Genomic DNA, 24,168 nt, shown 5'->3' with positions numbered 1-24,168 from the left:
CGAGTATGGATAGGATGTTCATTTTCGGTATCGGCTACACCGCCAGCCGTGTCGCCCGCGCGCTGGAAGGCCGCGGCTGGGCGGTGACGGGCACCGGGCGCAACGGGGCGGTCGCCTTCGACGACGAGGCCGCGATCCGCGCTGCACTGGCGGAGGCGACGCATGTCCTCTCCTCGGTGCCGCCGGCGGATGACGGCGATCCGGTGCTTGCCCGCTATGCCGATGTGCTGCGCCATCGATGGATCGGCTACCTGTCTTCCAGCGGCGTCTATGGGGATGCGCACGGCGCATGGGTCGACGAGAGCGCGCCTGTCGGATCCGGCCGGCGTACCGCGCGCGCAGAGGCGGACGCGGCATGGCTGGCGCGCGGCGCGCGGGTGTTCCGCCTGCCCGGTATCTACGGGCCGGGGCGAAGCGCGCTCGACCGCGTGCGCGAGGGCAAGGCGCACCGGATCGACGTGCCGGGCCAAGTGTTCAGCCGCATCCATGTCGACGACATCGTCTCGGGCGTGCTCGCCGCAGTCGATGCGCCCGCGGGCGCCTATAACCTCGCCGACGATCTGCCGGCGAGCCAGAATACGGTGATCGAGGAAGCCTGCCGGCTGCTCGGCTGCGCGCCGCCGCCGTTGCAGTCGCTCGACGAGGCAGGCCTGTCGGCAGCGGCGCGCGCTTTCTATAGCGAGAACCGCCGCGTCGCGAACGGCAAGGCCAGGCGCGTCCTCGGCTGGCGGCCGCGATATCCGACTTATCGGGAGGGGCTTGCGAGCCTGGCCTGAATCAGACCTGCCGCGCCCGCAGGGCCAGGATCATGCCCGCGGTGCCCAGAACCGCGCCGGCGGCGGCGAGCAGCGACCATTGGTAGCCTTCCACCACGGTCGAGATCAGCATGGCGATGACGATCACCAGCACGCCGTTGTACGCCGCGCGCCCGGCGCCGATCTGGCGCACGATCGTGTAGTAGAGCGGGAACGTCACCACCGACCCCGCGAAGGCGAGCCAGGCGGTCCCCGCCCAGAACGCGGGTGCGGCAGGGAACACGGGCGGGCCGGCGGTGACCCATGCGATCGCTACGTCGAAGGCGGTGCCGTAGAGCATCGACCAGGCGAGCAGGCTGACCATCGGCACCGCGCGCCCGGTCTCGTTCGCCTGGATGACGTTGGCGACCGAGGCCGAGAGAATCCCGCCCACCGCCAGCAGCACGCCGAGGACCACGTTGCCGCCGAGCGGCGAGATTCGCGCCTCGTGCAGCAGGAGCAGCGCGATGCCCGCGATCGCGATCGCGCTGCCGAGGAGGAAGCGCGCTGTCACCTGCTGCCCGAGCAGCCAGCGGCCGAGCAGCGCGTTGGGCACCATGAGCATGCCGAACATCACCGCCACCACGCCCGAGGTCAGGTGCAGCTCCGCCCGGTAGACGAAATTGAAGTTGCCGCAGAACTGCGTCAGGCCGATCAGCAGCGCGAGCACGTGGCCCGCGCGCTCGATGCGCAGGCTCCGCCGCATCAGCAATGCGACCGCGAACATCGCGGGTGTCGCGAGCGCGAAGCGATATGCGACCGACCAGCTCGCCGGCACGGCATCGATCTGCCCGGTGATGACGTACCAGGTCGATCCCCAGATCAGCGCGACGAGAACGAAGGGCAGCGCGATGCGCAGGCGCAGCAGCGCGTGCGGCTTCCCTCCCTCCGCGGTTTCGCTCACAGGCCGCCGATCGCGCGTGCCAGCGCCGCCGCGGCGGCGGGATCGCTGTTCCAAGCGGTGACGAAGCGCGCGGCATCGGCGCCCCAGTCGTAGAACGCAAAGCCCTGCGCGCGCAGCGCCTCGCGCTCGGCCGGCGCGAGCCGCACGAACAGCTCGTTCGCTTCGACCGGATGCATCAGCCGCTCGCCGCAGGCCGAGGCGATCTCGCGCGCGGCAGCGTTGGCGGCGCGCGCGTTGTCCAGCCACAGATCGCCTTCGAGCATCGCCAGCAATTGCGCCGCGAGGAACCGCCCCTTCGACTGCAGATGCCCGGCCCGCTTGCGGCGATAGCGCGCGAGATCGGCGGCGGCGGGATCGAAGAACACGATCGCCTCCGCGCTCATCGCGCCGTTCTTGATGCAGCCGAAGCTCAGCGCGGCGGCAGGGCCCACGGCCTCGGCCGGCGAGCAGCCGAGGAAGGCGACCGCATTGCCGAAGCGCGCGCCGTCGACGTGCAGGCCGAGCCCGCGCTCCTTCGCCAGCGCCCCGATCGCGGCGATCTCGTCCGGACGGTAGCAGCAGCCGTATTCGCTCGCCTGGGTGACCGAGATCGCATGCGGCTGCACCTGATGGACGTCGTCGCGGATCGGGTCGATTACCGCCCGAATCGCGTCGGGCGTGAGTTTCGCGGCCTCGCCGTCCGCCAGGAGCAGCTTTGCGCCGTGGAGGTAGAAACCGGGCGCGCCGCCTTCGTCCATTTCGATATGGGCCTCGCGGTGGCAGACGACGCCGCCGTGCGGCTGGACCAGCGTCGCGAGCGCGAGGCAGTTGGCCGCCGTTCCCGTCGCCGCCCAGATCGCCGCGCAGTCGCGGCCGAACAGGGCCGAGAAGGCCTCGTCCAGCCGCCGCGAGAGCGCGTCGCCATCGTAGGGCGAGTCGGATTCGTCGGCGGCGCGCATCGCGTCCCACACCTTCGGGTGGACCGCGGCGGCGTTGTCGGAGAGGAACTGCTTGGCGCTGGACATGGCGGAACGCGTCTAGCCGCCGCAGCGTTCAGCGCAAGAAGGAGCGACATTCATGGCCATCGAAGGTCTCGAGATCACCTGCCATCCCGGTCCGGGCGACACGCCGGTGCACGGCGAGTACCGCGCGCACGTGCCGGACAGCGACCATGTCGGGCGGCTGACCTGGAAGGCGCGCGGCAACGCGCGGATCGCCGACCATACGCTGGTCCCGCCCGAGATCGGCGGGCGCGGCGTCGCGGCCGCGCTGGTCGAAGCGCTGATCGCCGACGCCAAAGCGGAAGGCTTCACGATCGAGCCGCAATGCTCCTACGTCGAAGCGCAGTTCCGGCGCCATCCCGAATGGGCGGCCTTGCGCGCGCCGACCGCTAGTTGATGCGGGAGAAGTCCTGCGCGGTGATGCTGTGCAGGATCGCCGCGCGCAGCTCCTGCGCCCGCGCGAGCGGTATCCCCTCGATGGCAAGCTTCCCGCCGGCAAGGCCGAGGTGCAGGGTCGCATAGCCGCGCCGGCGGGCGATCGGCCCTTGCGCGATCTCGGCCGAGTGCAGCTTGACGCGCGAGGCGACGTCGGTGCGCGGCGCAAGCCAGCCGTGCCGCGCATAGACCTGCGCCTCGTCGAGCGTATGCCGCTCGAACCGCCAGAGAAACCATTGCCATGCCGCCAGCGGCAGCGCGATGGCGAGCGGGATCAGTGCGAGGAGCGGGCTGGCGGCGCCCGTGGCCGAGAGCGCGACCAGCACCGCGAGGGCGATGCCGCCGGCGATCACCCCTGCCAACAGCGCGGAATCGATACGGTAACGCGCTCCGGCGCGGTGCCAGTCGAGGTCCTCGGTCGGCATCGCGAAGCCCGCGGCCCGCGCGATCGGTTCGAGCTCGTGCCACCGGGCGAAGGGTGCGACATCGTGGCTCGATGCGCCGGCGTCCTGTGCGAGGCTGACGAACTTGAGGCCGTGCCAGCCGAACCGGCGGCGGAGAATCCCCGTGCCGAACGCGAGCGCCTGCACGCGGTGCGCAGGCATGACGACGTCGGTCCGGGTGAGCAGCCCGCGCCGCCGGCGAAAGCCCTTCGCGGTCCGCTCGAGCGTGAAGCCCCAATCGCGCAGCACGGTTCGCACGAGTCCGGTCGCGAAGCCGAGCAGGAGCAGCGAACCGGCCGCGATGATCCCGCCGACGATCTGCGCGGTTCGCCCAAGGCCCGAGAGCCAGGAGCCCGGCCCTGCCAGCCGCTCCTGCCACTCGTCGAAATCCCACGGATCGAACGGAAGGATAAAGTCGAACTGCTGCACCGCACCCGCGACGACGGCGACGACCGCCAGCGAGAATTCGAACAGCCCGAAAGTAACGAGCCGGCGCGGTGCCATCGCGAACAGGACTTCGGCGGCGGGCTCGCCTGCGCCAGCTTCGGCGTCGCCCGCTTCGGCGGCCGCATCGTCCTTGCGCTCGCGCACGACTTCGCGCAGCCGCTCGCCCTCAGCTTCCATGAGATAGGCGAGCTTGAGCTCGTCCTTGCCGCCGGCGCCCGTCTCGAAGCGCACCTCGACCAGACCGAACAGCCGGGCAAGCGGCCCCTGTTCGAGGCTGACGTCCTGGATCCGTTCGTAAGGCACGGAGCGCGCCGCGCGGCTGAGAACGCCGCTTTCGACCCGGATGTCCTCCGCGCCGACCCGGTACGTCAGCCGGTGCCACTGGAGCCAGGCCACCAACACGCTCGCGCCCAGCAGCACGAGCGCGAGCGGCACCGCGGCCAGCAGCCAGTGCCCCTGGTCGCGCAGGACGAAGACCATCGCGATCACGGCCGGAATCGTTTGCCGCAGGCCCGAGATCGCGCTGAGAACCAGGCCTGCCGGCTCGGTTCGCCGTTCGTCTGGTTCGGGAGTGTCGACCGGCTCGCTCACATCGTGTCGCGCCTGATCTGCGCCCGGATCGTCTCGCGCATCGCCCGCGCGTCGGCGTCGGCGAGGCCCGGCAGCGAGACCGAGGCGTTGTGCGAGCCGGCGGTGTGGAGCGTCAGCGTGGCAAGGCCATAGGCGCGCTCCAGCGGTCCCTGATGAACGTCGATATGCTGGACCCGCCCGAACGGCACCACCGTATCCGAGCGGAACCACAGCCCGCGCACGACGCGCAGCCGGTCTTCACCCATGACATAGCCCCGCGCCATGTAGCGCCGCCTCGGCACACGGATCACGATCAGCACTGCGGCAAGCAGCACGGGCACGATGAAAACGCCGGTCGGCAGGAGGCCGGCGACTTCCAGCACGAGCGCGCCGATCACAAAAGGCACGGAAGCGATCAGCGTCGCAACGCGCATGGCCTTGACGTGGTTCGGATGCAGCGGGGTCGGCGCGTCGCTTTCGTCCATGGTGCATTACATGGCTAAGACGGCTCGGCGCGGCAAGGGTTTGTTTGCGCTGGCGGAGACGCATTGATCCTCCCCATTTTCGCCGCAAGGCGCAAATGGGGGAGGGGGACCGCGAGACGCGAAGCGGCTCGTGGTGGAGGGGCTTTTGCGCGCCAGTGCCCCTCCGTCAGACGCCTGCGGCGTCTACCACCTCCCCATTTGTGCTGGCGCAAAAATGGGGGGGATCGGAATATGGCCCGGTCCGCGATCAGCGGACCGCAAGCGCGACCGCGCGCCCGCAGCGACCCGAAGGGGAGCGAGGAAAGCCAGGGCCGCGGATGCGGCCGCCGGCGTTTGAGGCGAAACAAAAAACCATTCTTGCCTGCGGCAAGAATGGTGCTGCTGGGGAGGATTGAACTCCCGACCTCACCCTTACCAAGGGTGCGCTCTACCACTGAGCTACAGCAGCGTTCGGAGAAGCGGGCGCGCTATTGTCGTCCCCTTGGGGAAAGTCAAGCCAAGCTTGAGCCTGCGCGCAATTGGCGGCAAGGCGTTTCGCATGACCGAGGGAGCCGGCAAGAATCTGTCGCGCGAGGAGCGTCTCGCGGCCAAGCTGCGCGAGAACCTGCGCCGCCGCAAGGCGCAGTCACGCGAATTGCGCGCTGCCCCGCCCGGCGAATCGGACAAGAGCGGGCTTTCCAAGCCGGACACGAAAAGCTAACCGCACTCGCTCCCGAACGCATGAGGAGCCTTTCCTTGCCGACGCTCATCCTCGTCCGCCACGGCCAGAGCCAGTGGAACCTCGAAAACCGCTTCACCGGCTGGTGGGACGTCGACCTGACCGAGAAGGGCGTCGCCGAAGCGATCGCGGCAGGCGAGCTGCTGGCCGAGAAGGGCGTGCTGCCGACCCGCGCCTTCACCTCGCTCCAGGTCCGCGCGATCAAGACGCTGCATCTCGCGCTGGAAGCCTGCGGACGGCTGTGGATCCCCGAGACCAAGGACTGGCGCCTCAACGAGCGGCATTACGGCGGCCTGACCGGGCTCGACAAGCAGGAGACGCGCGAGCGGCACGGCGACGAGCAGGTCCATATCTGGCGCCGCAGCTTCGATACCCCGCCGCCGGTGATGGAAGAGGGCACGGATTACGATCTCGCCGCCGATCCGCGCTACGCCGGGATCGCAGTGCCGCGGACCGAAAGCCTCAAGCTCACGATCGAGCGCGTGCTGCCCTATTGGGAAGGCGAGATCCTGCCCGTACTTGCGAGCGGCGAGACGGTGATCGTCTCGGCCCACGGCAATTCGCTGCGCGCCCTGGTCAAGCATCTCTCGAACATTTCGGACGAGGACATCACCGGGCTCGAGATCCCGACCGGTCAGCCGATCGTCTACGAATTCGACGCCGCGATGAAACCCGGCGAGCGCCACTACCTGAAGGACCGCTGAGATGCCTGCCGGGGGAGCCAAAGTCGCCATCGTCATGGGCAGCCAGTCCGACTGGCCGACCATGAAATGTGCCGCGGACGTGCTGGAGGAGCTCGGCGTGGCATACGAGGCGCGCATCGTCTCCGCCCACCGCACGCCCGATCGCATGTACGAATTCGGCAAAGGTGCAGCGGACCAGGGCTTCCAGGTGATCGTGGCCGGCGCGGGCGGTGCGGCGCACCTGCCGGGCATGCTCAGCGCTTTGACGCACCTGCCGGTGCTCGGCGTGCCGGTCGAATCGAAGGCGCTCTCGGGGCAGGACAGCCTGCTCTCGATCGTGCAGATGCCCGCCGGCGTGCCGACCGGGACGCTGGCGATCGGAAAGGCGGGCGCGACCAACGCGGGGCTGCTCGCCGCAGCGATCCTCGCGCTGTCCGACGCGGAGCTCTCGCAGCGCCTGCAGGACTGGCGCGCCGCGCGCAGCGCCGCCGTGGGCGAAAGGCCGGTGGATTAGCCCTCCCTCTGCTCTCCGTTCGTGCTGAGCTTGTCGAAGCATCGCTTTTTCTTCTAGCGCGGATTGAAACAAAGAGCGGCCCTTCGACAAGCTCAGGGCGAACGGATAAAGGAAGCGAGAGTTTGATCCTGCCAGGCGCGACAATCGGCATTCTCGGGGGCGGCCAGCTCGGCCGGATGATCGCGATCGCGGCCGCGCAACTGGGCTATCGCTGCCACATCTTCGCGCCGGACCGGGAAAGTGTCGCCGCCGAAGTCAGCGCCGATTTCACGTGCGCCCCCTGGACCGATGCCGCTGCGCTCGCCCAGTTCGCCGCCGGGTGCGATGTAGTGACCTGGGAGTTCGAGAACGTGCCGGTCGGCCCGCTCGCCGCCATCGAGCCGCTGCTCGCCCCGCACCCGCGCGCGCTGGAGACGGCGCAGGATCGGCTCAAGGAAAAGCGCTTCGTCGAAAGCCTCGGGGGCACCCCCGCGGCCTATGCGCCGGTCGATACGGACGAGGAACTCGCGGCCGCGGTCGACCGCATCGGCGCCCCGGGCATCCTCAAGACGCGGCGCGACGGCTACGATGGCAAGGGCCAGTGGCGCATCCAGACGGCGCGCGATGCCGATGCGATCCGCCTGCCCGGCGCGCCGACGATCTACGAAGGCTTCGTCGAGTTCACCGCCGAGTTCTCGGTGATCCTCGCGCGCGGACACGACGGTGAGGTGCGGTTCTGGGACAGCGCCGAGAACACCCATGTCGGCGGCATCCTCGCGACATCGGCCCTGCCTGCGGGCGAGGCGATCGCCGCGCAAGTCGCGCCGGCGCGCGAGCTTGCCGCCCGTGTGGCCGAAGCGCTGGGCTACGTCGGCGTGCTGACGCTCGAGTTCTTCGCGACCCACGAGGGGCCGGTGTTCAACGAGATGGCCCCGCGCGTGCATAATTCGGGGCACTGGACGATCGAGGGCGCGGCGACGAGCCAGTTCGAGAACCACGTGCGCGCGATCTGCGGCCTGCCGCTGGGCGACACCGCGACCACGGCGGCGCAGGTGGTCATGACGAACGTCATCGGCGAGGACGCGAACAGCGCGCACGAATGCCTCGCCGAACCGGGGGCACATCTACACCTCTACGGCAAGCGCCAGGCGCGCGAGGGCCGCAAGATGGGCCACGTTACCCGGATCGGGCAGTGGTGACCCGGGCGTGACGCAGCGCTTGTTCTGCATCTACGCGCGCGCGGCGAACGGGGTGATCGGCGACGCAGGCGCCCTGCCCTGGCACATTCCCGCCGATCTCAAGCGCTTCAAGGCGCTGACGATCGGCAAGCCGATGATCATGGGCCGCAAGACCTTCGAGAGCCTGCCCGGCCTGCTTCCGGGCCGCCGCCACATCGTGCTGACCCGCAACGCCGACTGGAATGCGACCGGCGCCGAGATCGCGAGGTCGGCCGAGGAAGCGCTCGCACTGGCGGGCGACGGGGAGATTGCGGTGATCGGCGGGGCGGCGATTTTCGAGGTATTCCTGCCGCTTTCCGAGCGGGTCGAGCTGACCGAGATCCACGCCGATTACGCGGGCGATACGGTCATGCCGCCGCTCGGACCCGAATGGCGGGAAACGGGGCGCGAGGCGCATGCGGCGGAAGACGGCCGACCTGCGTTCGATTTCGTGACGCTGCGGAGAGAGGAATCGGGGGAATGACGCGCAAGATCGCATGGCGGGCGCTGGCGCTGGTCGTGCTCGCCGCAATCGGGTTCTTCGCCTTCGCGCCGGGGATGATCGAGCGCGGTATGAACAAGGTCGATGGCCAGCCGCTGATCCCCGCTTCCGAAGAGGCGAAGGCGCTCCATGCGACGCTGACGATCGTCGATCTCCATTCGGACACGCTGCTGTGGGACCGCGACCTGCTCGACCGTGCTTCGCGGGGGCACGAGGACCTGCCGCGGATGGAGGACGGCAACGTCGCATTGCAGGTCTTCTCCAGCGTGACCAAGACCCCCAAGGACCAGAACTACGACGCCAACAGCGCCGAGACCGACAACATCACCGCGCTGACGATCGCCCAGCTCCAGCCGATCCGCACCTGGAGCTCGCTACTCCAGCGGTCGCTCTACCACGGCGAGAAGCTCGACCGCGCGGTCGCCGAATCGGAAGGGCGCCTGATGAAAGTCGCGCAGCCGCAGGACGTGCAGGCGCTGCTCGCACGGCGCGCTGGTCAGCCGACACCGGTCGGCGCCATGCTCAGCATCGAGGGGCTGCAGAATCTCGAAGGCGATCTCGGCAACCTCGACCGACTCCACGCGGCCGGCTTCCGCATGGCGGGGCTGACGCATTTCTTCGACAACGATCTCGCCGGGTCGATGCACGGGATCGAGAAAGGCGGCCTGACCGCCAAGGGGCGCGAAGCAATCCGCCGGATGGAAGCGATCGGGATGATCGTCGACATTGCGCACTGCAGCCATGCCTGCGTCGCCGACATCCTTGCGATGGCGCGCCGCCCGGTCGTCTCCAGCCACGGCGGTGTGCAGGCGACATGCCAGGTCAACCGCAACCTCTCCGACGAGGAAATCCGCGGCGTCGCGCGCACCGGCGGAGTGATCGGCATCGGGTATTGGGACGCGGCGGTCTGCGGCACGAGTCCGCGCGACGCCGCCCGTGCGATGAAGCACGTGCGCGATCTGGTCGGGATCGAGCATGTCGCGCTCGGCAGCGATTACGACGGCGCGACCACCGTGCGTTTCGACACCTCACAGCTCGTGCAGGTGACGCAGGCGCTGCTCGACGAAGGCTTCACCCCCGACGAGATCCGCGCTGCCATGGGCGGCAACGCCCTGCGCGTGCTGCGCGCGGGGATTGCACCGCTGGAGTCCGCCTCATGAGGTGGCTCGACCATCGCGAGCGGATTCCCGAACCCCTGCGCGGCGCGATCATCGCGCTCGGCAATTTCGACGGCTTCCACAAGGGCCACCAGGCGGTCGCGCACGAAGCGATCGAATGGGCGCGCGCCGAGGGCCGCCCGGCGATCATCGCCACGTTCGATCCGCATCCAGTGCGCTTCTTCAAGCCCGAAGTGCCGCCGTTTCGCCTGACCACGCTGGAACAGCGGCAGGAGCTCTATCTCGCTGCGGGCGCGACGGCGATGCTGGTGTTCCACTTCGACGCCGAACTGGCGAACACCACGGCGGAGGACTTCGTGCGCGTGCTGCTCGCCGACAGGCTCGGCGTTGCCGGCGTGGTGACGGGCGAGGACTTCACCTTCGGCAAAGGGCGCGCGGGCGATCGCGCGCGGCTGGCCGAGCTCGGGCGCGAGGTCGGCATTGCCGCGCGCGCGGTGCAGCCGGTGATGGAAGGCGGGGCGCCCGTGTCCTCCAGCCGCATCCGCGAGGCGCTGCGCGAGGGCGATCCGCAGGGCGCCGCCACGCTCCTCACGCGGCCCTTCGCGATTCGCGGCGTGGTCGAGCACGGCGACAAGCGCGGGCGCGATATCGGTTACCCGACGGCGAACCTCGCGATCGAGAACTACCTGCGGCCCCGGTTCGGCATCTATGCCGTGACCGGCCGGGTGCTCGCCACCGGGCAGCTGCTCAAGGGCGCGGCCAACATCGGCGTGCGCCCGCAGTTCGAACCGCCCAAGGAGCTGCTGGAGCCGCATTTCTTCGACTTCGCCGGCGATCTCTACGGGCAGGAGATCGAGGTCGCGTTCCACCATTTCCTGCGGCCGGAAGCCAAGTTCGATTCGCTCGACGCGCTCGTCGCGCAGATCGAGCGCGACTGCGACAAGGCGCGGGAGTGGCTCGGGTGAAGCGCTGGCTGCGGTATCTCGCCTTCGCCCTCGCCCTGGCCTTCCTCGCGCTGACCGTCGTCAATGCGAGCTGGCTCGCGTCCGAGCCCAAAGGCTCGGTTAAGCTGATCGCGCATCGCGGAATCCATCAGCTCTATGACCATGCCGGTGTCGAGCGCGACACCTGCACCGCCGGCCGGATCGAGCCGCCCGCCCACGACTATCTCGGAAACACCACGCGTTCGATCGCGCGTGCGGCCAAGCTCAGCGCACATGTGATCGCGATCGGCGTCGCCTCGACCGCCGATGGCGAGATCGCCGTGTTCGACGGCCCGATGGTCGACTGCCGCACCAATGGCACGGGCAAGGTCCGCGACCTGACGATGGCGGAGCTCAAGGCGCTCGATGCGGGCTACGGCTACACCGCCGATGGCGGAAAGACTTACCCCTTCCGCGGCGAGGGTGTCGGCGCGATCCCGACGCTGGCCGAGGCGATCCGAGCCGCGGGCCGCGCGCGGCTGCTTTACGATTTCACCGGCGCGGATCCGGCCGAGGCCGATCGGCTCGCGACTGCGCTGCGCGAGGCCGGGCGCGATCCGGTCGCCGCGCGCGACGGCTTCCGCGGCGATCCGGCGCACGTCGCGCGCATCGCGGAGCATTTCCCCGGCGCCTGGGCGTTTTCGGAGGAAAGCGCCGCGGCCTGCAGCGCCGCCTATCGCACATGGGGCTGGTTCGGCCTCGTGCCGGAGGCGTGCGAGAACGGCACGCTTCTGGTTCCGCTCGACCGCCAGTGGGCCTTCGCCGGCTGGCCCAACCGCCTGATCGCGCGGATGGAGGAAGCTGGCGCGCACGTGGTGATCGTCACCCCGCGCGAGGACGGGCGGCTCGGCGGCCTCGACCTTCCCGAACAGCTCGGGGAGATCCCCGCGAGCTTCAATGGCTATGCCATGGTGGAGGACGGTTTCACCGTGATCCCTGCTCTCATCACCCGCTTCGACGATCGCAGCCAGGCCGAGATCGACGCCGCGCAGGCCGCGCTCCAACGCCGCCGCGAATCGCGCTGATTCGCACCGATTCGGGCCGCGGCGGCGCGATTCGCCGCGCCCGCGATCCCGGAGGCGTAGGGTATCGGCAGACGCAACCCTATTTCGGGCCGAAACACTTTCCTACACGCCTTCTTTCCTCTAGCGGCGCTGGTTCCATGAACGACGCCCAGAAACCGCAACGCGACTACAAGGACACGGTCTTTCTGCCGAAGACCGACTTCCCGATGAAAGCCGGCCTTCCGCAGAAGGAGCCGGGCATTCTCGCGCGCTGGGAGGAGGAGAACCTCTACCGCAAGCTGCGCGAAGAGCGCGCCGGTCGCGAGAAATTCGTGCTCCACGACGGCCCGCCTTACGCCAACGGCGACATGCACATCGGGCACGCGCTCAACCACGTGCTCAAGGACATGGTCGTGCGCACGCAGAGCCTGCTCGGCAAGGATGCGCCCTATGTGCCCGGGTGGGACTGCCATGGCCTCCCGATCGAATGGAAGGTCGAGGAGCAGTACCGCAAGAAGAAGCTGAACAAGGACGAGGTCCCCGCGGCCGAGTTCCGCGCCGAATGCCGCGCCTATGCCCAGCGCTGGGTCGACGTGCAGCGCGAGCAGTTGAAGCGCCTCGGCGTGAACGGCGACTGGGACAATCCCTACCTGACGATGGACTTCGCGGCAGAAGCGACGATCGTGTCCGAACTGCTCAAGTTCGCCGAAGCGGGCAATCTCTACCGCGGCGCCAAGCCGGTGATGTGGAGCCCGGTGGAGAAGACCGCGCTAGCCGAGGCCGAGGTCGAATACGAGGATATCGTCTCCACCCAGATCGACGTGGCGTTCGAGATCGTCGAAAGCCCGATCCCGGAGCTGGTCGGCGCGCATGCGGTGATCTGGACGACGACGCCTTGGACGATCCCGGTGAACCAGGCTTTGGCCTATGGGCCGGATGTTCGCTACATGCTTCTGAACGTGATCGATGGCGACAAACAGCCAATGTGGCTTGTGGCCGAAGATCTCGTTCCCGATTTCCTCGCTCGTTTGGGTTTTCCGCCGCTATCGAACGGGATGGTCGATGGAAGAAGCGTAGAGTACGATTTCGTATATACTGGCTCCGACCTCGCCGGCACCATCGCCCGCCACCCGATGCACCATCTCGGCGGGTTCTTCGCCGAGCCCCGCCCGTTCCTAGCGGGCAACTTCGTAACCACCGACAGCGGCACCGGCCTCGTCCATATGGCGCCCGATCACGGCGAGGACGACTTCGTGCTGTGCAAGGCGCACGGCCTCAACCCGAAGTTCGTGGTCGAGGCCGACGGGCGCTACCGCGACGACTGGGTCTGGCTGGGCGGCGGCGACGAGCGCCGGATGTCGGTCACCAACCCCAAGTTCAACGCGCCAGACGGTCCGATCTGCTCCGATCTGCGCGAAGCGGGCGCGCTGCTCGCGGCCAGTGCCGACTACAAGCACTCCTACCCGCACTCGTGGCGCTCAAAGGCCAAGGTCATCTATCGTTGCACCCCGCAGTGGTTCGTGCCGATGGACCGGCCTCTGACCGAACTCGACGTGAAAACCCCGCCCGAACGGAAGTGGGAGAGCGAAGGCGGCGCAATCGATCCGTCCGACGAAGCGGCGGGCGCCCCTCCGACGCTGCGACGGGCGGCGATGCAGGCGATCGCCGACACCCGCTTCGTGCCCGAGAAGGGCCGCAACCGCATCGGATCGATGGTCGAGGGCCGGCCCGACTGGGTGCTCAGCCGGCAGCGCGCATGGGGCGTGCCGATCACGCTGTTCGTGGACCGCAAGACAGGCGAGTATCTTGTCGATCCGGCGGTCAACGCGCGGATCGTCTCGGCGGTGCGGGAGAAGGGGGTCGACGCCTGGACCGACGAAGCGGCGCCCGAACTGCTCGGCCCGGACTACGATCCGGCCGACTACGAGCGCGTGACCGACATTCTCGACGTGTGGTTCGATTCGGGCTGCACCCACGCGTTCGTCCTCGAGAGCGGCCGCTGGCCCGAGCTCAAGTGGCCTGCCGACCTCTACCTCGAAGGCTCCGACCAGCACCGCGGCTGGTTCCAGTCCTCGCTGCTCGAATCGTGCGCCACGCGCGGCCGCGCGCCCTACGACGCCGTGCTGACCCACGGCTTCACCATGGCGAGCGACGGCAAGAAAATGTCCAAATCGCTCGGCAACACGGTCGATCCGATCAAGGTCATGGAGCAGTACGGAGCGGACATCATCCGGCTCTGGGCGCTGTCGGTCGACTATACCGAGGACCACCGGATCGGCGACGAGATCCTGAAAGGCGTCGCCGACCAGTACCGAAAGCTGCGCAACACCTTCCGCTACATGCTCGGCGCGCTCGACGGGTTCGACTACGAGGCCGAAGGGATCGAGCCGGCGGACATGCCTGAACTCGAGCGCTACGTTCTCGACCGGCTCCACGCCCTCGACACAGCACTGCGCCAGGCGATCGCGGACTTCGACTTCAACGAATACACCCGCGCGCTGGTGGACTTCGCGAACGAGGACCTGTCGGCCTTCTTCTTCGATATCCGCAAGGACAGCCTCTACTGCGACGCGCCCGGCGATCTGCGCCGCCGCGCCTACCGCACCACGCTCGACATCCTGTTCCACGCGCTCGTGCGCTATGCCGCGCCGGTGTTGGTCTTCACTGCCGAGGAGGCCTGGACGACGCGCTTCCCCGAGCGCGGCAGCGTGCACCTGCAGGAGCTGAATCCGCTGCCAGGCGAGTGGGCGAACCCCGGGCTCGCGACGCGCTTCGAAGGCCTGCGCGCGCTGCGCGAGCGGGTGATGGAAGCGATCGAACCCCTGCGGCGGGAGAAAGTCGTGCGCTCCGGGCTCGAGGCCGAAGTGACGGTGCCCGCCGATGCGGTCCCCGAGGGCTTCACGGATGCCGATCTCGCCGAGCTGTTCATCACCGCGTCAGTCGTGCGCGGGCACGGCGACGCCGTGACCGTGACGCGCACCACCGACCACAAGTGCGGCCGCTGCTGGCGCCTCCTGCCCGAGGTGACGGAGGACGGAGCTCTGTGCGAACGGTGCGACGGAGCCGTCGCCGAACTGGATGCCGCAGCATGAGCAAGCTTGCGAAATACCGCCTGATCGGGTTCGCCGCCGCGATCGTCCTGTTCCTGATCGACCAGGCGATGAAGGGCTACGTCACCCAAACGCTCGCCATGGAGCGCGGCGACGTGGTCGAACTGCTGCCGTTCTTCGATTTCCGGCTGACCTATAACTTCGGCGTCTCGCTCGGCATGTTCCAGGCCGAGTCGATGGAGATGCGCTGGATTCTCGTCGGCGTGACCAGCCTGATCGCGCTCGTCGTGACCGTGTGGATGCTGCGCGAGAAGGCCCTGGGCGAGATCGTCGGCCTCTCGCTGATCCTCGGCGGGGCGCTGGGCAACATCAAGGACCGCTACGAGCTCGGCTACGTGATCGACTATGCCGACCTGCATTTCGGCGAATTCCGCCCGTTCCTGATCTTCAACATCGCCGATGCCGCGATCACCATCGGCGTCCTGATAATCCTTGCCCGTGCCTTCTTCGTGCGCGACAAGGAGGCAACACCCGAACACAAGTCGGCGCCCGGCGCCGCGGAGAGCTGATGATGCATAAATCGACCACCCTCGTCCTTCTTGGCGGCGCGAGCGCGATACTTGCAGCCTGTGGCAGCGACGGCGGGATCATCGGCCGTGAGCGGCCCGACGAATTCGCCGTGCAGCGCCAGGCGCCGCTCGTGGTGCCCCCCGATTTCAACCTCGTGCCGCCCGCGCCGGGTGCGCCCCGCCCGGCGGAGGAAACCGCCAGCGAGCAGGCGCTCGAGGCCCTGTTCGGCGGCCCCGCTCCGCGCAGCCAGATCGAAACGAGTATGATCGAGCGCGCGGGAACGGCGGAGCCGAGCATTCGCAGCGAGGTCGGCGATCCGGAGACGAACACGGTCGCCAAGGGCAGCGTCACCCGCGACATCGTCGCAGCGCCCGAAGGCGACGGGCAGTACGCGCAGGCGGTTATTCCGCAGGGCTAATAGCGTCTATTGTTTTTCCGCGCGCGCATCCGTGCGTGCGATATCCTCGCTCCCTTCGGTTGCTGCGAGCGGCCAGTTGGCGTGGCGGTTCGCAAGCGCGAACCGGAATTCCCCCTGACAGCCATGGCTGGGAAAAGGTTCGGTCGGCGCCCGCCACCGCGAGCGCGACCGCGTGCCGAAGACATCGCACAGGCGGATGCCTGTACGAAGACAGGGATTCCCTACTCCCTGCTCACGAGCAGCTTGTCGATCTTGCGGCCGTCCATATCGACCACTTCGAAGCGCCAGCCCTGGTCGGTGAAGCTTTCCCCTTCCCGCGGCAGGTTCTTGAGCACCGACAGGACGTAGCCCGCGACCGTTGCGAATTCGCGGTCCTCCCGATACTCGAGATCCAGCCGATCGGCGAGATCGTCGGCCGAGAGCGCACCCGAGACCAGCAGCGATCCGTCCGCCCGCTCGACCATGACGGGTCGGTCGCCTTCCTCCCGGTCGCTCGCGAAGCGTCCCGCCATTGCGGTCAGCAGGTCCGCCGGAGTGACGATTCCGTCGAGATGGCCGTACTCGTCGTGGACCATGGCCATGGCGACTTCCGACTGCTGGAGCACTCGCAGCGCGTCCATCGCATCGAGTTGATCCGGCACGACTTCGGCCCTGCGCATGATGTCTCGCAGCGAGACCGCTTCACCCGCGACCAGCCGCGCAAGCACGTCGCGCACCTTGACCACGCCGATGACGCGATCGGCGGAACCTTCGGCAACCGGAAGGAGCGAGTGCGGGCTCGCCGCGATCACGGACCGGATCTCGGCCTCGCTCGCGTCGGCATCGACCCAGTCCAGCTCGGTGCGGGGGGTCATCACCTCGCGGACCGGGCGATCTCCCAGGCGGACGACACCCGCGAGGAGTTGATGCTGCTCGACCTCCAGCACGCCCGAGCGGGTCGCTTCGGCGAATATCATGTGCAGCTCTTCCGCCGTCACACTCGACTGCCCGCCGGGCCGCACGCCAAGGAGCCGGATGAGCAGGCCCGAAGATGTGTCGAGCAGCCACACGAGCGGCGCCGCCACCCGCGCGAGAAACGCCATCGGGCGGGCCATGATCAGGGAAATCGGCACTGCGGCGCGCAACGCGATCTGCTTGGGCACGAGTTCGCCGACCACGAGGCTGGCATATGTCGTGAGAGCGATGACGAGCGCAAAGCCCACTTCATCCGCATAGAGGGGGGGCAGGCCCATCGCCTCGAGCCGCTCCCCCACGGGTCCGCCGAGGCTTGCGCCCGAATAGGCGCCCGCGACGATCCCGACCAGCGTGATGCCGATCTGTACGGTCGACAGGAACTTGCCCGGGTCCGCCGCAAGCGAAAGCGCGGTCTCGGCCGCTCGGCTGCCTTTGTCGGCCACGCTCTTGAGGTGCGACGTCTTGGCCGAAACGATCGCGAGTTCCGACATCGCGAAGATGCCATTGAGGACGATCAAGCCCGCGATGATCAAAACGTCTGGCCAGGGAAAGGGTGTCACAGTTCTGCGCTATCACACTTGTAGGACGAAGCCACCATTGTACGCATGGGCGTGCCCTCGGGGGAACAGGCTTGCCACTGCGGTGTTTTAAGGCACGAGGCGCAGGTGGGCGCGTCCGGCCCCGCGTGGGCGCAAGGTTCGTAGCAAGAGGGGAAATCCCATGAAAACATCAAGAATAATCGTTGCCAGTTTCGCCGCGATGTCGCTGGTGACCGTTTCCGCCTGCGTGACCGACCCCAACACCGGCGAGCGGAAGATCTCCCGCACTGCTATCGGCGGCGTGGGCGGCGCGGCTGCGGGCGCTCTCCTCGGCGGCCTGATCGGCGGCAAGACCGGGCGCATTATCGGCGCGGTCGGTGGCGGCGCGATCGGCGGCGTGGTCGGCTACAGGATGGACCAGCAGATCAAGGAACTGCGCGAATCGACCGCCGGTTCGGGCGTCGACGTGACCGAAGTCGACGATGGCCAGGCGATTCTCGTCAACCTGCCCGACGGGGTGACCTTCGATGTGGGGAGTGCGACGCTGAAGCCGGCCTTCCGCTCGACCCTCAACGATGTGGCGGCGAGCCTGAAGCAGTATCCCAACAGCCTGGTCGACGTTTACGGCCATACCGATTCGACCGGTTCGGACTCGTTCAACCAGGGGCTTTCGGAACGCCGCGCGCAAACGGTCGCCAATTACCTCACCAGCCAAGGCGTCAATTCCGCGCGTGTCCGCTGGCAAGGCTTCGGCGAGACCATGCCGGTCGCCGACAATTCGACCGAGGAGGGCCGCCGCCTCAACCGCCGCGTGGAGATCAAGATCATTCCGATCAGCCAGGAAGAGATCGACGCCGCGCAAAACCGGTAACCGACACGGATTCCGCCCGAGGCGGAACGAGGGGGCCGGCCTTGCGCCGGCCCTTTTTCATCTCAGCGCGTCAGTTTCACCGCCCGTTCCGAGAGCCGTTCGACTGCGGCTGCGTGAATTCCGGGCGCACTCACCAGCAGCCCGAAGGCGCGCGGGTCGCGCTTGTTGTAGTTCAGCGGCTGCCCGAAGGCGTCGCTGATCGCCGCACCCGCCTCGCGTGCGATCAGTGCCGCGGCAGCGATGTCCCATTCGAACCCCCAACGGAGCGTGGCGAGCAGATCCGCCTCGTCCGCTGCGACCATTGCCGCGCGGAGGGCGATCGAGTTGGGCTTGGCGACCATCTGCAGGTCGCGATCCTCCTTCGACAGCGAATCGGCGGGCACACGCGCGCCTGCAAACGCCTTGCGGTCGGAAGCCTGGAGCCGCTTGCCGTTGCGCCAGGACCCCTGGCCGGAAATGCCGATCCATTCCTCCTCGCGTGCCGGCGCCGCGAGCATGCCGATCAGCGGCCGCTTCTCGCTGATGAGTGCGACGGAAACCGTCCATCCCGTACGTCCGCGGATGAAATCGCGCGTCCCGTCGATCGGATCGACCAGCCAGATCAGCCCCTTGTCCAGCCTGGCTGCATCGTCGGCCGTTTCCTCGGACAGCCATCCCGCCGCCGGCAGGAGGCGGCCGAGTTCGCGCTTGAGGAACGTGTCTACCGCGAGATCGGCAGCGCAGACCGGATTGCCGGGGGTCTTCTCCCAAGTCTCGACGGCATGCCCCGCCCCCGGCCAGGCGGCGAGCGCGATCCGCCCGGCCTCGCGGACGATATTCTCCAGACGCGAACGGTCTATCATCGTCCAACACCGTTGGGAGCGGACGCGACACTTTTCAAGCGCGGGAATCCATGCTTAGGCGCGGACGCAAAGCTCCGATCCCTCCCGAACAACAAGCGGAAAGCGCACCACCATGAACATCCACGAATACCAGGCCAAGGAACTGCTCGCGAAGTATGGGATCGGGATTCCCGCCGGCCATGCGGCTCTCACGGTGGAGGAAGCGGTCGCAGGGGCGAAGCAGCTTCCGGGGCCGCTTTACGTGGTGAAGGCGCAGATCCACGCCGGCGGGCGCGGCAAGGGCAAGTTCAAGGAGCTCGGCCCGGATGCCAAGGGCGGCGTGCGGCTCGCCAAATCGGTCGAGGAGGTCGAGGCCAACGCGCGTGAGATGCTCGGCAACACGCTGGTGACCGTGCAGACGGGCGAGGCGGGCAAGCAGGTGAACCGGCTCTATGTGACCGACGGGGTCGACATCGCATCCGAATACTACCTCTCGATGCTGGTCGACCGCGCGACAGGACGCGTCGCGATGATCGTCTCCACCGAAGGCGGGATGGATATCGAGCAGGTGGCGCACGACACGCCGGAGAAGATCACCACCCTCACGATCGATCCCGCGCAGGGCTTCATGCCGCACCACGGTCGCGCGGTCGCCTTCGCACTCAAGCTGACGGGCGAGCTCAACAAGCAGGCCCAGAAGCTGGCGAAGCAGCTCTACACCGCCTTCATGGACCTCGACTGCTCGATGCTGGAGATCAATCCGCTGGTCGAGACCGAGGATGGCAATCTGCTGGTGCTCGACACCAAGATGAGCTTCGATTCGAACGCGCTCTATCGCCACAAGGACGTCGAGGCGATGCGCGACGAGACCGAGGAAGACCCGGCCGAGGTCGAGGCGAGCGAATACGATCTCGCCTACATCAAGCTCGACGGCAACATCGGCTGCATGGTCAACGGCGCGGGCCTCGCCATGGCGACGATGGACATCATCAAGCTCAACGGCGCCTTCCCGGCGAACTTCCTCGACGTCGGCGGCGGCGCCAACCGCGAGAAGGTGACCGCGGCGTTCAAGATCATCCTCAAGGATCCGGCGGTTGAGGGCATCCTGGTCAACATCTTCGGCGGGATCATGAAGTGCGACGTCATCGCCGACGGGATCGTCGCCGCGGCGAAGGACGTGAACCTCTCGGTCCCGCTGGTCGTCCGCCTCGAAGGCACCAATGTCGAGAAGGGCAAGGACATCCTCAACAACTCGGGTCTGCCGATCGTCAGCGCCGACGATCTCGGTGATGCGGCGCGGAAAATCGTCGCGGAGGTCAAGAAGGCGGCGTGAACCGCGCGCGGAGCCGGCGTTAGGACGTCGGCTCCGCTCGTGCCGCCCGTTCGCGGCGCGCATAGCGGAAAACGAGTTCCTTGACCTCGTCTCCCTCGCTCTTCATCCGGACGGCGACGACCAACCCGCCCTCTCCGTCGCAGCGATATGTCAGCGCGCTGAAGTAGGCCGCGCACGGCTCGATCGAGATCAGCGGGAAGCGGACCATATCGTCCTTTTCCTCCCAGCCCGTCAGGTCCGGGTTGAAGTGCTTGAGCTTGAGGACGAGGCTCCCGCCCTCCTCGGTCAGGTACATGTGCTCGGTGAACATGAGCCGGCCTTCTGGGTCTTCCTGGACGAACAAGCCGGCCATCGTACCGCCCGAGGGTGGCAGCCAGGTCTCCGCCGCAGCAGCGCCGTCGACGCCGGCACCGGTCCAGTCGCCGATCAGCCAGGCCGCGTCCGCTACGGTCGCAGGCGGAGGAACATGCGCTTCAGGTGCGACCCGCGTCTCCTGCGCCGTAGCCGGGGCGGCGAGCGCGGCGGCAAACAGAAACAGCGCGTTTCGTAGCATGGCCGATCCTCCACCGGAGTGACATCCCGGAAGCTACGCCGGAACCCTGCTCCGGTAAAGCGCCGGAGCCAATCGAGGCTTGACCCCGCCGGTGCGGAACGCGAGGGATGGCGGGAAGTTGCACCACTGAACGACGAGTCCCGTGCTTGACGCTTACGTAAACGCGAGCTAGGCGGGCTCCGCGCAATCGATGAGGAAGGACGATCCATGAAGATCCTCGTGCCCGTGAAGCGGGTGATCGACTACAACGTGAAGCCGCGGGTGAAGGCCGACGGCTCGGGTGTCGATCTCGCGAACGTCAAGATGAGCATGAATCCGTTCGACGAGATCGCGGTGGAAGAGGCGATCCGGATCAAGGAAGCGGGCAAGGCGGAGGAGATCGTGGCAGTCTCGATCGGCCCGGCCAAGGCGCAGGAGACGCTGCGCACGGCGCTCGCCATGGGCGCTGACCGCGCGATTCTGGTGCAGACCGACGACGAAGTCGAACCACTGGCGGTGGCCAAGATCCTCAAGGCCATCTATGACGCTGAGCAGCCCGGCCTGGTGATCCTCGGCAAGCAAGCCATCGACGACGATTCGAACCAGACCGGCCAGATGCTGGCGGCGCTGACCGGGCGGCCGCAGGGCACCTTTGCCAACACTGTCGAGCTGGACGGGGAGAGTGTGACGGTGAAGCGCGAGATCGACGGCGGTCTCGAAACGGTGAAGCTCACGCTGCCGGCGATCGTCACCACCGACCTGCGTCTGAACGAGCCGCGCTATGCCTCGCTGCCGAACATCATGAAGGCGAAGCAGAAGCCGCTGGATACCAAGAGCCCGGCCGACTACGACGTCGACACCGCCCCGCGTCTCAAGACGACCAATGTGTCCGAACCGCCTGTGCGCCAGGCGGGCGTGAAGGTAGCGGACGTCGATGAGCTGGTCGCCAAGATCAAGGCGCTCGGGATCGCTTGAGCTTCGAATCCATCATCCGTTCGTGCTGAGCTTGTCGAAGCACCGTCCTTCTTCGGGCGCTCGGATGAAGAAAGTGCGGCCCTTCGACAAGCATGTCCTGAGCGGAGTCGAAGGGCTCAGGGCGAACGGACTTTGAGGTAGGAAATCATGAAAACGCTGGTTCTGGTCGAACACGACAACGCTTCGGTGAAAGACGCGACGCTGGCCACCGTTGCGGCCGCGGCAAAGCTCGGCGAGGTGCACCTGCTCGTCGCCGGCAGCGGCTGCGGGGCCGTGGCAGAGGCGGTCGCGAAAATCGAAGGCGTGGAGAAGGTCCATGTCGCCGACGATCCCGCCTACGAGCACCAGCTGGCCGAGAACGTCGCGCCGCTCGCGGCCGAGCTGATGAAGGATCACGACGCCTTCCTCGCGCCTGCGACGACCACCGGCAAGAACATCGCCCCGCGCGTCGCTGCACTGCTCGATGTGATGCAGATCTCCGATATCCTGTCGGTCGAGGGGGAGAAGACCTTCACCCGGCCGATCTATGCCGGCAACGCAATCGCGACGGTCGAATCGAGCGATCTCAAGCTGGTCATCACCGTGCGCGGGACGGCTTTCGACAAAGCCAGCGCCGAAGGCGGCTCCGGCACGGTCGAGGCGGTCTCCGGCTCGGGCGACGCCGGGATCTCGAGCTTCGTCGGGCAGGAGCTCGCCAAGAGCGAGCGCCCCGAACTCACCAGTGCCAAGGTGATCGTCTCGGGCGGCCGCGCGCTCAAGGATGCAGCGACCTTCGAGGAGTACATCATGCCGCTTGCCGACAAGCTCGGGGCAGGCGTGGGTGCGAGCCGTGCGGCGGTCGATGCGGGCTACGTCCCAAACGACTACCAGGTCGGCCAGACAGGCAAGATCGTCGCGCCCGAAGTCTATTTCGCGATCGGCATCTCGGGCGCCATCCAGCACCTCGCCGGCATGAAGGACTCCAAGACCATCATCGCCATCAACAAGGACGAGGACGCACCGATCTTCCAGGTCGCCGACATCGGCCTGGTGGCGGACCTGTTCAAGGCCGTCCCGGAGCTGACCGAGAAGCTTTGATGCTCCGCCCGTAGGCGGTGATTAGCCGAGCGCCTGGCCGGCGGCATGAATGGTCACGCCGACCAGTCCGCCGACAAGCGTGCCGTTGATGCGGATGAACTGGAGGTCGCGGCCGACGGCGTTCTCGAGGCGGTCGGTGATCGTGCGCGCGTCCCAGCGGCGGACCGTTTCGGAGACGAGCTGCACGATCTGACCGCCGTAGCGGGTCGCGATGCCTACGGCGGTGCGGCGGGCGAAGCGGTTCACCTGCATCTGCAAGCGCGGGTCGTCGCGTAACGCGCCGCCGAGCTCGGCGAGAGTACCGCCCAGCCAGCCATCGAGCGTCGAATCGGGATCCCGAGCCATAGCGATCAGGCTGGTCCGCATTCGCTCCCAGACGCCCTGCCACCAGTCGGCGACCGCCGGGTTGTCGAGCAGCTCGCGCTTCATTTGCTCGACCTTGGCGCGTGCCTCGGGATCATGGACGAGGTCGTGCGCGACCTTCTCCAGCCCCTCCTCGACCTTGCCGCGTAGCGGATGGTGGGGATCGACCAGCACTTCGGCAAGGAGGCGGTAGAGCCCGTCGAGAACCGAATTCGCCAGACGTTCGTCGAGCCCGGTCCAGCGCAGCAGCGCATTGGCGCGCTCATGAATCATCGCGCGGACCATCTCCTCATTGTCTTCCAGCGTGAGGCCGGCCCAGCGGATGATGCTGTCGATCAGCGGCAGGTGGCGCTTGTCCGCGATAGCAGCGCTGAGCATCTGTCCGAGCAGGGGCGCGGCCTCAAGCTTGGATAGCTGGTGCTTCAGACCGCTGCGCACCTGGCCGCCGAGCCGCTCCGGATCGAGCGATTCGAGTACGCCCGCGAACAGCTCGGCCGCCCCTGCGCCGATCCGCGATTGCGCCCCGCCGCCTGGTTTGACGAGGAAGTCGCCGACGGCCCGCGCGAGGTTCAACGTCTGCATCCGCCTTGCGACGACGGCAGGCGTGAGGAAGTTGTCGCGGAGGAACTGCGCCATCGTATCCGCAATGCGATCCTTGTTCTCGGGAATGATCGCAGTGTGGGGGATCGGCAGACCGAGCGGATGGCGGAACAGCGCCGTGACCGCGAACCAGTCGGCCAGCCCGCCGACCATCGCCGCCTCGGCGAAGGCATGCACGTAGCCCCAGGCGGGATGCACAGCGAGATACTGATGTGAGAACAGGAACACCCCCGCCATGGCCACCAGCATGGCCGTGGCGGTCATGCGCATGCGGCGCGCACGGTCAGGC

General features: G+C 67.7%; 25 protein-coding genes and 1 tRNA gene. 17 read left to right on the top strand and 9 right to left on the bottom strand.

Annotated features, from left to right (window positions below; translation table 11 throughout):
• The first annotated feature begins 5 nt into the window (after positions 1–5).
• A complete protein-coding gene (locus ETX26_RS13140; protein WP_129525102.1) occupies positions 6–776 on the top strand; it encodes a Rossmann-fold NAD(P)-binding domain-containing protein in 771 nt (256 codons plus the stop codon).
• A gap of 1 nt (position 777) precedes the next feature.
• Here the strand turns inward: ETX26_RS13140 and ETX26_RS13135 are convergent, their stop codons facing one another.
• Together ETX26_RS13135 and ETX26_RS13130 are read right to left on the bottom strand one after the other, a co-directional pair.
• Positions 778–1,698, bottom strand: coding sequence for a DMT family transporter (locus tag ETX26_RS13135; RefSeq protein WP_129525101.1), 921 nt, complete (start codon positions 1,696–1,698; stop codon positions 778–780).
• Positions 1,695–2,702: a threonine aldolase family protein gene (locus tag ETX26_RS13130; protein WP_129525100.1), complete on the bottom strand. Its 1,008-nt coding sequence runs from the start codon at positions 2,700–2,702 to the stop codon at positions 1,695–1,697. Before ETX26_RS13130 ends, ETX26_RS13135 begins: the two co-directional genes overlap by 4 nt.
• A gap of 52 nt (positions 2,703–2,754) precedes the next feature.
• Between ETX26_RS13130 and ETX26_RS13125 the strand changes: the two genes are divergently transcribed.
• Positions 2,755–3,075: a GNAT family N-acetyltransferase gene (locus tag ETX26_RS13125; RefSeq protein ID WP_129525099.1), complete on the top strand. Its 321-nt coding sequence runs from the start codon at positions 2,755–2,757 to the stop codon at positions 3,073–3,075.
• On the opposite strand, the gene ETX26_RS13120 is transcribed toward ETX26_RS13125, so the two are convergent.
• The 3 genes from ETX26_RS13120 to ETX26_RS13110 all read right to left on the bottom strand — a co-directional run bounded on the left by ETX26_RS13120 (position 3,068) and on the right by ETX26_RS13110 (position 5,506).
• Positions 3,068–4,594: a PH domain-containing protein gene (locus ETX26_RS13120; protein ID WP_129525098.1), complete on the bottom strand. Its 1,527-nt coding sequence runs from the start codon at positions 4,592–4,594 to the stop codon at positions 3,068–3,070. The two genes, ETX26_RS13125 and ETX26_RS13120, sit on opposite strands and share 8 nt — an antisense overlap.
• Positions 4,591–5,058, bottom strand: a complete 468-nt coding sequence (locus ETX26_RS13115; protein WP_225425777.1) for a PH domain-containing protein — start codon at positions 5,056–5,058, stop codon at positions 4,591–4,593. Before ETX26_RS13115 ends, ETX26_RS13120 begins: the two co-directional genes overlap by 4 nt.
• Before the next feature lie 373 nt (positions 5,059–5,431).
• Positions 5,432–5,506, bottom strand: a tRNA-Thr gene (locus ETX26_RS13110).
• Between the two features lie 90 nt (positions 5,507–5,596).
• On the opposite strand from ETX26_RS13110, the gene ETX26_RS14375 reads away from it, so the two are divergent.
• The 11 genes from ETX26_RS14375 (at position 5,597) to ETX26_RS13055 (ending at position 15,814) form a co-directional block, all read left to right on the top strand.
• Positions 5,597–5,758 (top strand): hypothetical protein, encoded by a 162-nt coding sequence (locus ETX26_RS14375; RefSeq protein ID WP_165271774.1) that lies wholly within the window; start codon positions 5,597–5,599, stop codon positions 5,756–5,758.
• Between the two features lie 35 nt (positions 5,759–5,793).
• The gene (gene gpmA, locus ETX26_RS13105) at positions 5,794–6,480 is read left to right on the top strand and encodes a 2,3-diphosphoglycerate-dependent phosphoglycerate mutase (RefSeq protein ID WP_129525097.1); all 687 of its coding nucleotides are present in this window, start codon (positions 5,794–5,796) and stop codon (positions 6,478–6,480) included.
• Between the two features lies 1 nt (position 6,481).
• Positions 6,482–6,973 carry a 5-(carboxyamino)imidazole ribonucleotide mutase gene (purE, locus tag ETX26_RS13100; protein WP_129525096.1) on the top strand — a complete coding sequence of 164 codons (492 nt, stop codon included), beginning with the start codon at positions 6,482–6,484 and terminating at the stop codon, positions 6,971–6,973.
• Positions 6,974–7,095: 122 nt separating this feature from the next.
• Entirely contained in the window at positions 7,096–8,151 is a 1,056-nt protein-coding gene (locus ETX26_RS13095) for a 5-(carboxyamino)imidazole ribonucleotide synthase (RefSeq protein ID WP_129525095.1), read from the top strand.
• Positions 8,152–8,158: 7 nt separating this feature from the next.
• Complete coding sequence (locus tag ETX26_RS13090) at positions 8,159–8,653, top strand: dihydrofolate reductase (protein ID WP_225425776.1); 495 nt, start codon at positions 8,159–8,161, stop codon at positions 8,651–8,653.
• On the top strand, positions 8,650–9,831 hold the full coding sequence (locus ETX26_RS13085) for a dipeptidase (RefSeq protein ID WP_129525094.1): 1,182 nt from the start codon (positions 8,650–8,652) through the stop codon (positions 9,829–9,831). Before ETX26_RS13090 ends, ETX26_RS13085 begins: the two co-directional genes overlap by 4 nt.
• Entirely contained in the window at positions 9,828–10,754 is a 927-nt protein-coding gene (locus tag ETX26_RS13080; protein ID WP_129525093.1) for a bifunctional riboflavin kinase/FAD synthetase, read from the top strand. Before ETX26_RS13085 ends, ETX26_RS13080 begins: the two co-directional genes overlap by 4 nt.
• A complete protein-coding gene (locus ETX26_RS14370; protein ID WP_165271773.1) occupies positions 10,751–11,797 on the top strand; it encodes a glycerophosphodiester phosphodiesterase family protein in 1,047 nt (348 codons plus the stop codon). Before ETX26_RS13080 ends, ETX26_RS14370 begins: the two co-directional genes overlap by 4 nt.
• A 137-nt stretch (positions 11,798–11,934) precedes the next feature.
• Positions 11,935–14,868 carry an isoleucine--tRNA ligase gene (ileS, locus tag ETX26_RS13065; protein WP_129525091.1) on the top strand — a complete coding sequence of 978 codons (2,934 nt, stop codon included), beginning with the start codon at positions 11,935–11,937 and terminating at the stop codon, positions 14,866–14,868.
• Entirely contained in the window at positions 14,865–15,395 is a 531-nt protein-coding gene (gene lspA, locus ETX26_RS13060) for a signal peptidase II (RefSeq protein ID WP_129525090.1), read from the top strand. The genes ileS and lspA overlap by 4 nt, the downstream gene beginning before the upstream one ends.
• Entirely contained in the window at positions 15,395–15,814 is a 420-nt protein-coding gene (locus ETX26_RS13055; protein WP_404825297.1) for a DUF3035 domain-containing protein, read from the top strand. The genes lspA and ETX26_RS13055 overlap by 1 nt, the downstream gene beginning before the upstream one ends.
• A gap of 221 nt (positions 15,815–16,035) precedes the next feature.
• Here ETX26_RS13055 and ETX26_RS13050 read toward each other — a convergent pair whose 3' ends face one another.
• Positions 16,036–17,328 carry a hemolysin family protein gene (locus ETX26_RS13050; RefSeq protein ID WP_129525089.1) on the bottom strand — a complete coding sequence of 431 codons (1,293 nt, stop codon included), beginning with the start codon at positions 17,326–17,328 and terminating at the stop codon, positions 16,036–16,038.
• A gap of 160 nt (positions 17,329–17,488) precedes the next feature.
• Here ETX26_RS13050 and ETX26_RS13045 point away from each other — a divergent pair, with 160 nt between their 5' ends.
• Entirely contained in the window at positions 17,489–18,178 is a 690-nt protein-coding gene (locus ETX26_RS13045; RefSeq protein WP_129525088.1) for an OmpA family protein, read from the top strand.
• Between the two features lie 62 nt (positions 18,179–18,240).
• Here ETX26_RS13045 and ETX26_RS13040 read toward each other — a convergent pair whose 3' ends face one another.
• Positions 18,241–19,020 (bottom strand): 3'(2'),5'-bisphosphate nucleotidase CysQ, encoded by a 780-nt coding sequence (locus tag ETX26_RS13040; protein ID WP_129525087.1) that lies wholly within the window; start codon positions 19,018–19,020, stop codon positions 18,241–18,243.
• A gap of 112 nt (positions 19,021–19,132) precedes the next feature.
• Between ETX26_RS13040 and sucC the strand changes: the two genes are divergently transcribed.
• Positions 19,133–20,332: an ADP-forming succinate--CoA ligase subunit beta gene (gene sucC, locus ETX26_RS13035; RefSeq protein WP_129525086.1), complete on the top strand. Its 1,200-nt coding sequence runs from the start codon at positions 19,133–19,135 to the stop codon at positions 20,330–20,332.
• Positions 20,333–20,351: 19 nt separating this feature from the next.
• On the opposite strand, the gene ETX26_RS13030 is transcribed toward sucC, so the two are convergent.
• A complete protein-coding gene (locus tag ETX26_RS13030) occupies positions 20,352–20,885 on the bottom strand; it encodes a DUF6265 family protein (protein WP_191984721.1) in 534 nt (177 codons plus the stop codon).
• Positions 20,886–21,092: 207 nt separating this feature from the next.
• Between ETX26_RS13030 and ETX26_RS13025 the strand changes: the two genes are divergently transcribed.
• On the top strand, positions 21,093–21,839 hold the full coding sequence (locus ETX26_RS13025; protein ID WP_129525085.1) for an electron transfer flavoprotein subunit beta/FixA family protein: 747 nt from the start codon (positions 21,093–21,095) through the stop codon (positions 21,837–21,839).
• A gap of 147 nt (positions 21,840–21,986) precedes the next feature.
• Positions 21,987–22,916: an electron transfer flavoprotein subunit alpha/FixB family protein gene (locus ETX26_RS13020; RefSeq protein WP_129525084.1), complete on the top strand. Its 930-nt coding sequence runs from the start codon at positions 21,987–21,989 to the stop codon at positions 22,914–22,916.
• Positions 22,917–22,937: 21 nt separating this feature from the next.
• Here ETX26_RS13020 and ETX26_RS13015 read toward each other — a convergent pair whose 3' ends face one another.
• Positions 22,938–24,149, bottom strand: coding sequence for a DUF445 domain-containing protein (locus ETX26_RS13015; RefSeq protein WP_129525386.1), 1,212 nt, complete (start codon positions 24,147–24,149; stop codon positions 22,938–22,940).
• Positions 24,150–24,168 lie beyond the last annotated feature (19 nt).

Source organism: Pelagerythrobacter rhizovicinus (genome assembly GCF_004135625.1).
Taxonomy (GTDB): Bacteria; Pseudomonadota; Alphaproteobacteria; order Sphingomonadales; family Sphingomonadaceae; genus Pelagerythrobacter; species Pelagerythrobacter rhizovicinus.
The sequence above is the reverse complement of the archived record's forward strand: the minus strand, read 5'-3'. Positions and strand labels throughout refer to the sequence as shown.

Excerpts from the sequence above, each read along its gene's own strand:
- ETX26_RS13055 (WP_404825297.1), top strand. The coding sequence starts at position 15,395 with ATGATGCATAAATCGACCACCCTCGTCCTTCTTGGCGGCGCGAGCGCG.
- ETX26_RS13025 (WP_129525085.1), top strand. The coding sequence starts at position 21,093 with ATGAAGATCCTCGTGCCCGTGAAGCGGGTGATCGACTACAACGTGAAG.
- ETX26_RS14375 (WP_165271774.1), top strand. The coding sequence starts at position 5,597 with ATGACCGAGGGAGCCGGCAAGAATCTGTCGCGCGAGGAGCGTCTCGCG.
- ETX26_RS13020 (WP_129525084.1), top strand. The coding sequence starts at position 21,987 with ATGAAAACGCTGGTTCTGGTCGAACACGACAACGCTTCGGTGAAAGAC.
- purE (WP_129525096.1), top strand. The coding sequence starts at position 6,482 with ATGCCTGCCGGGGGAGCCAAAGTCGCCATCGTCATGGGCAGCCAGTCC.
- ETX26_RS13130 (WP_129525100.1), bottom strand. The coding sequence starts at position 2,702 with ATGTCCAGCGCCAAGCAGTTCCTCTCCGACAACGCCGCCGCGGTCCAC.
- sucC (WP_129525086.1), top strand. The coding sequence starts at position 19,133 with ATGAACATCCACGAATACCAGGCCAAGGAACTGCTCGCGAAGTATGGG.
- ETX26_RS13015 (WP_129525386.1), bottom strand. The coding sequence starts at position 24,149 with ATGCGCATGACCGCCACGGCCATGCTGGTGGCCATGGCGGGGGTGTTC.
- ETX26_RS13125 (WP_129525099.1), top strand. The coding sequence starts at position 2,755 with ATGGCCATCGAAGGTCTCGAGATCACCTGCCATCCCGGTCCGGGCGAC.
- ETX26_RS13085 (WP_129525094.1), top strand. The coding sequence starts at position 8,650 with ATGACGCGCAAGATCGCATGGCGGGCGCTGGCGCTGGTCGTGCTCGCC.
- lspA (WP_129525090.1), top strand. The coding sequence starts at position 14,865 with ATGAGCAAGCTTGCGAAATACCGCCTGATCGGGTTCGCCGCCGCGATC.
- ETX26_RS13040 (WP_129525087.1), bottom strand. The coding sequence starts at position 19,020 with ATGATAGACCGTTCGCGTCTGGAGAATATCGTCCGCGAGGCCGGGCGG.
- ETX26_RS13080 (WP_129525093.1), top strand. The coding sequence starts at position 9,828 with ATGAGGTGGCTCGACCATCGCGAGCGGATTCCCGAACCCCTGCGCGGC.
- ETX26_RS13115 (WP_225425777.1), bottom strand. The coding sequence starts at position 5,058 with ATGGACGAAAGCGACGCGCCGACCCCGCTGCATCCGAACCACGTCAAG.
- ileS (WP_129525091.1), top strand. The coding sequence starts at position 11,935 with ATGAACGACGCCCAGAAACCGCAACGCGACTACAAGGACACGGTCTTT.
- ETX26_RS13045 (WP_129525088.1), top strand. The coding sequence starts at position 17,489 with ATGAAAACATCAAGAATAATCGTTGCCAGTTTCGCCGCGATGTCGCTG.
- ETX26_RS13140 (WP_129525102.1), top strand. The coding sequence starts at position 6 with ATGGATAGGATGTTCATTTTCGGTATCGGCTACACCGCCAGCCGTGTC.
- ETX26_RS13030 (WP_191984721.1), bottom strand. The coding sequence starts at position 20,885 with ATGCTACGAAACGCGCTGTTTCTGTTTGCCGCCGCGCTCGCCGCCCCG.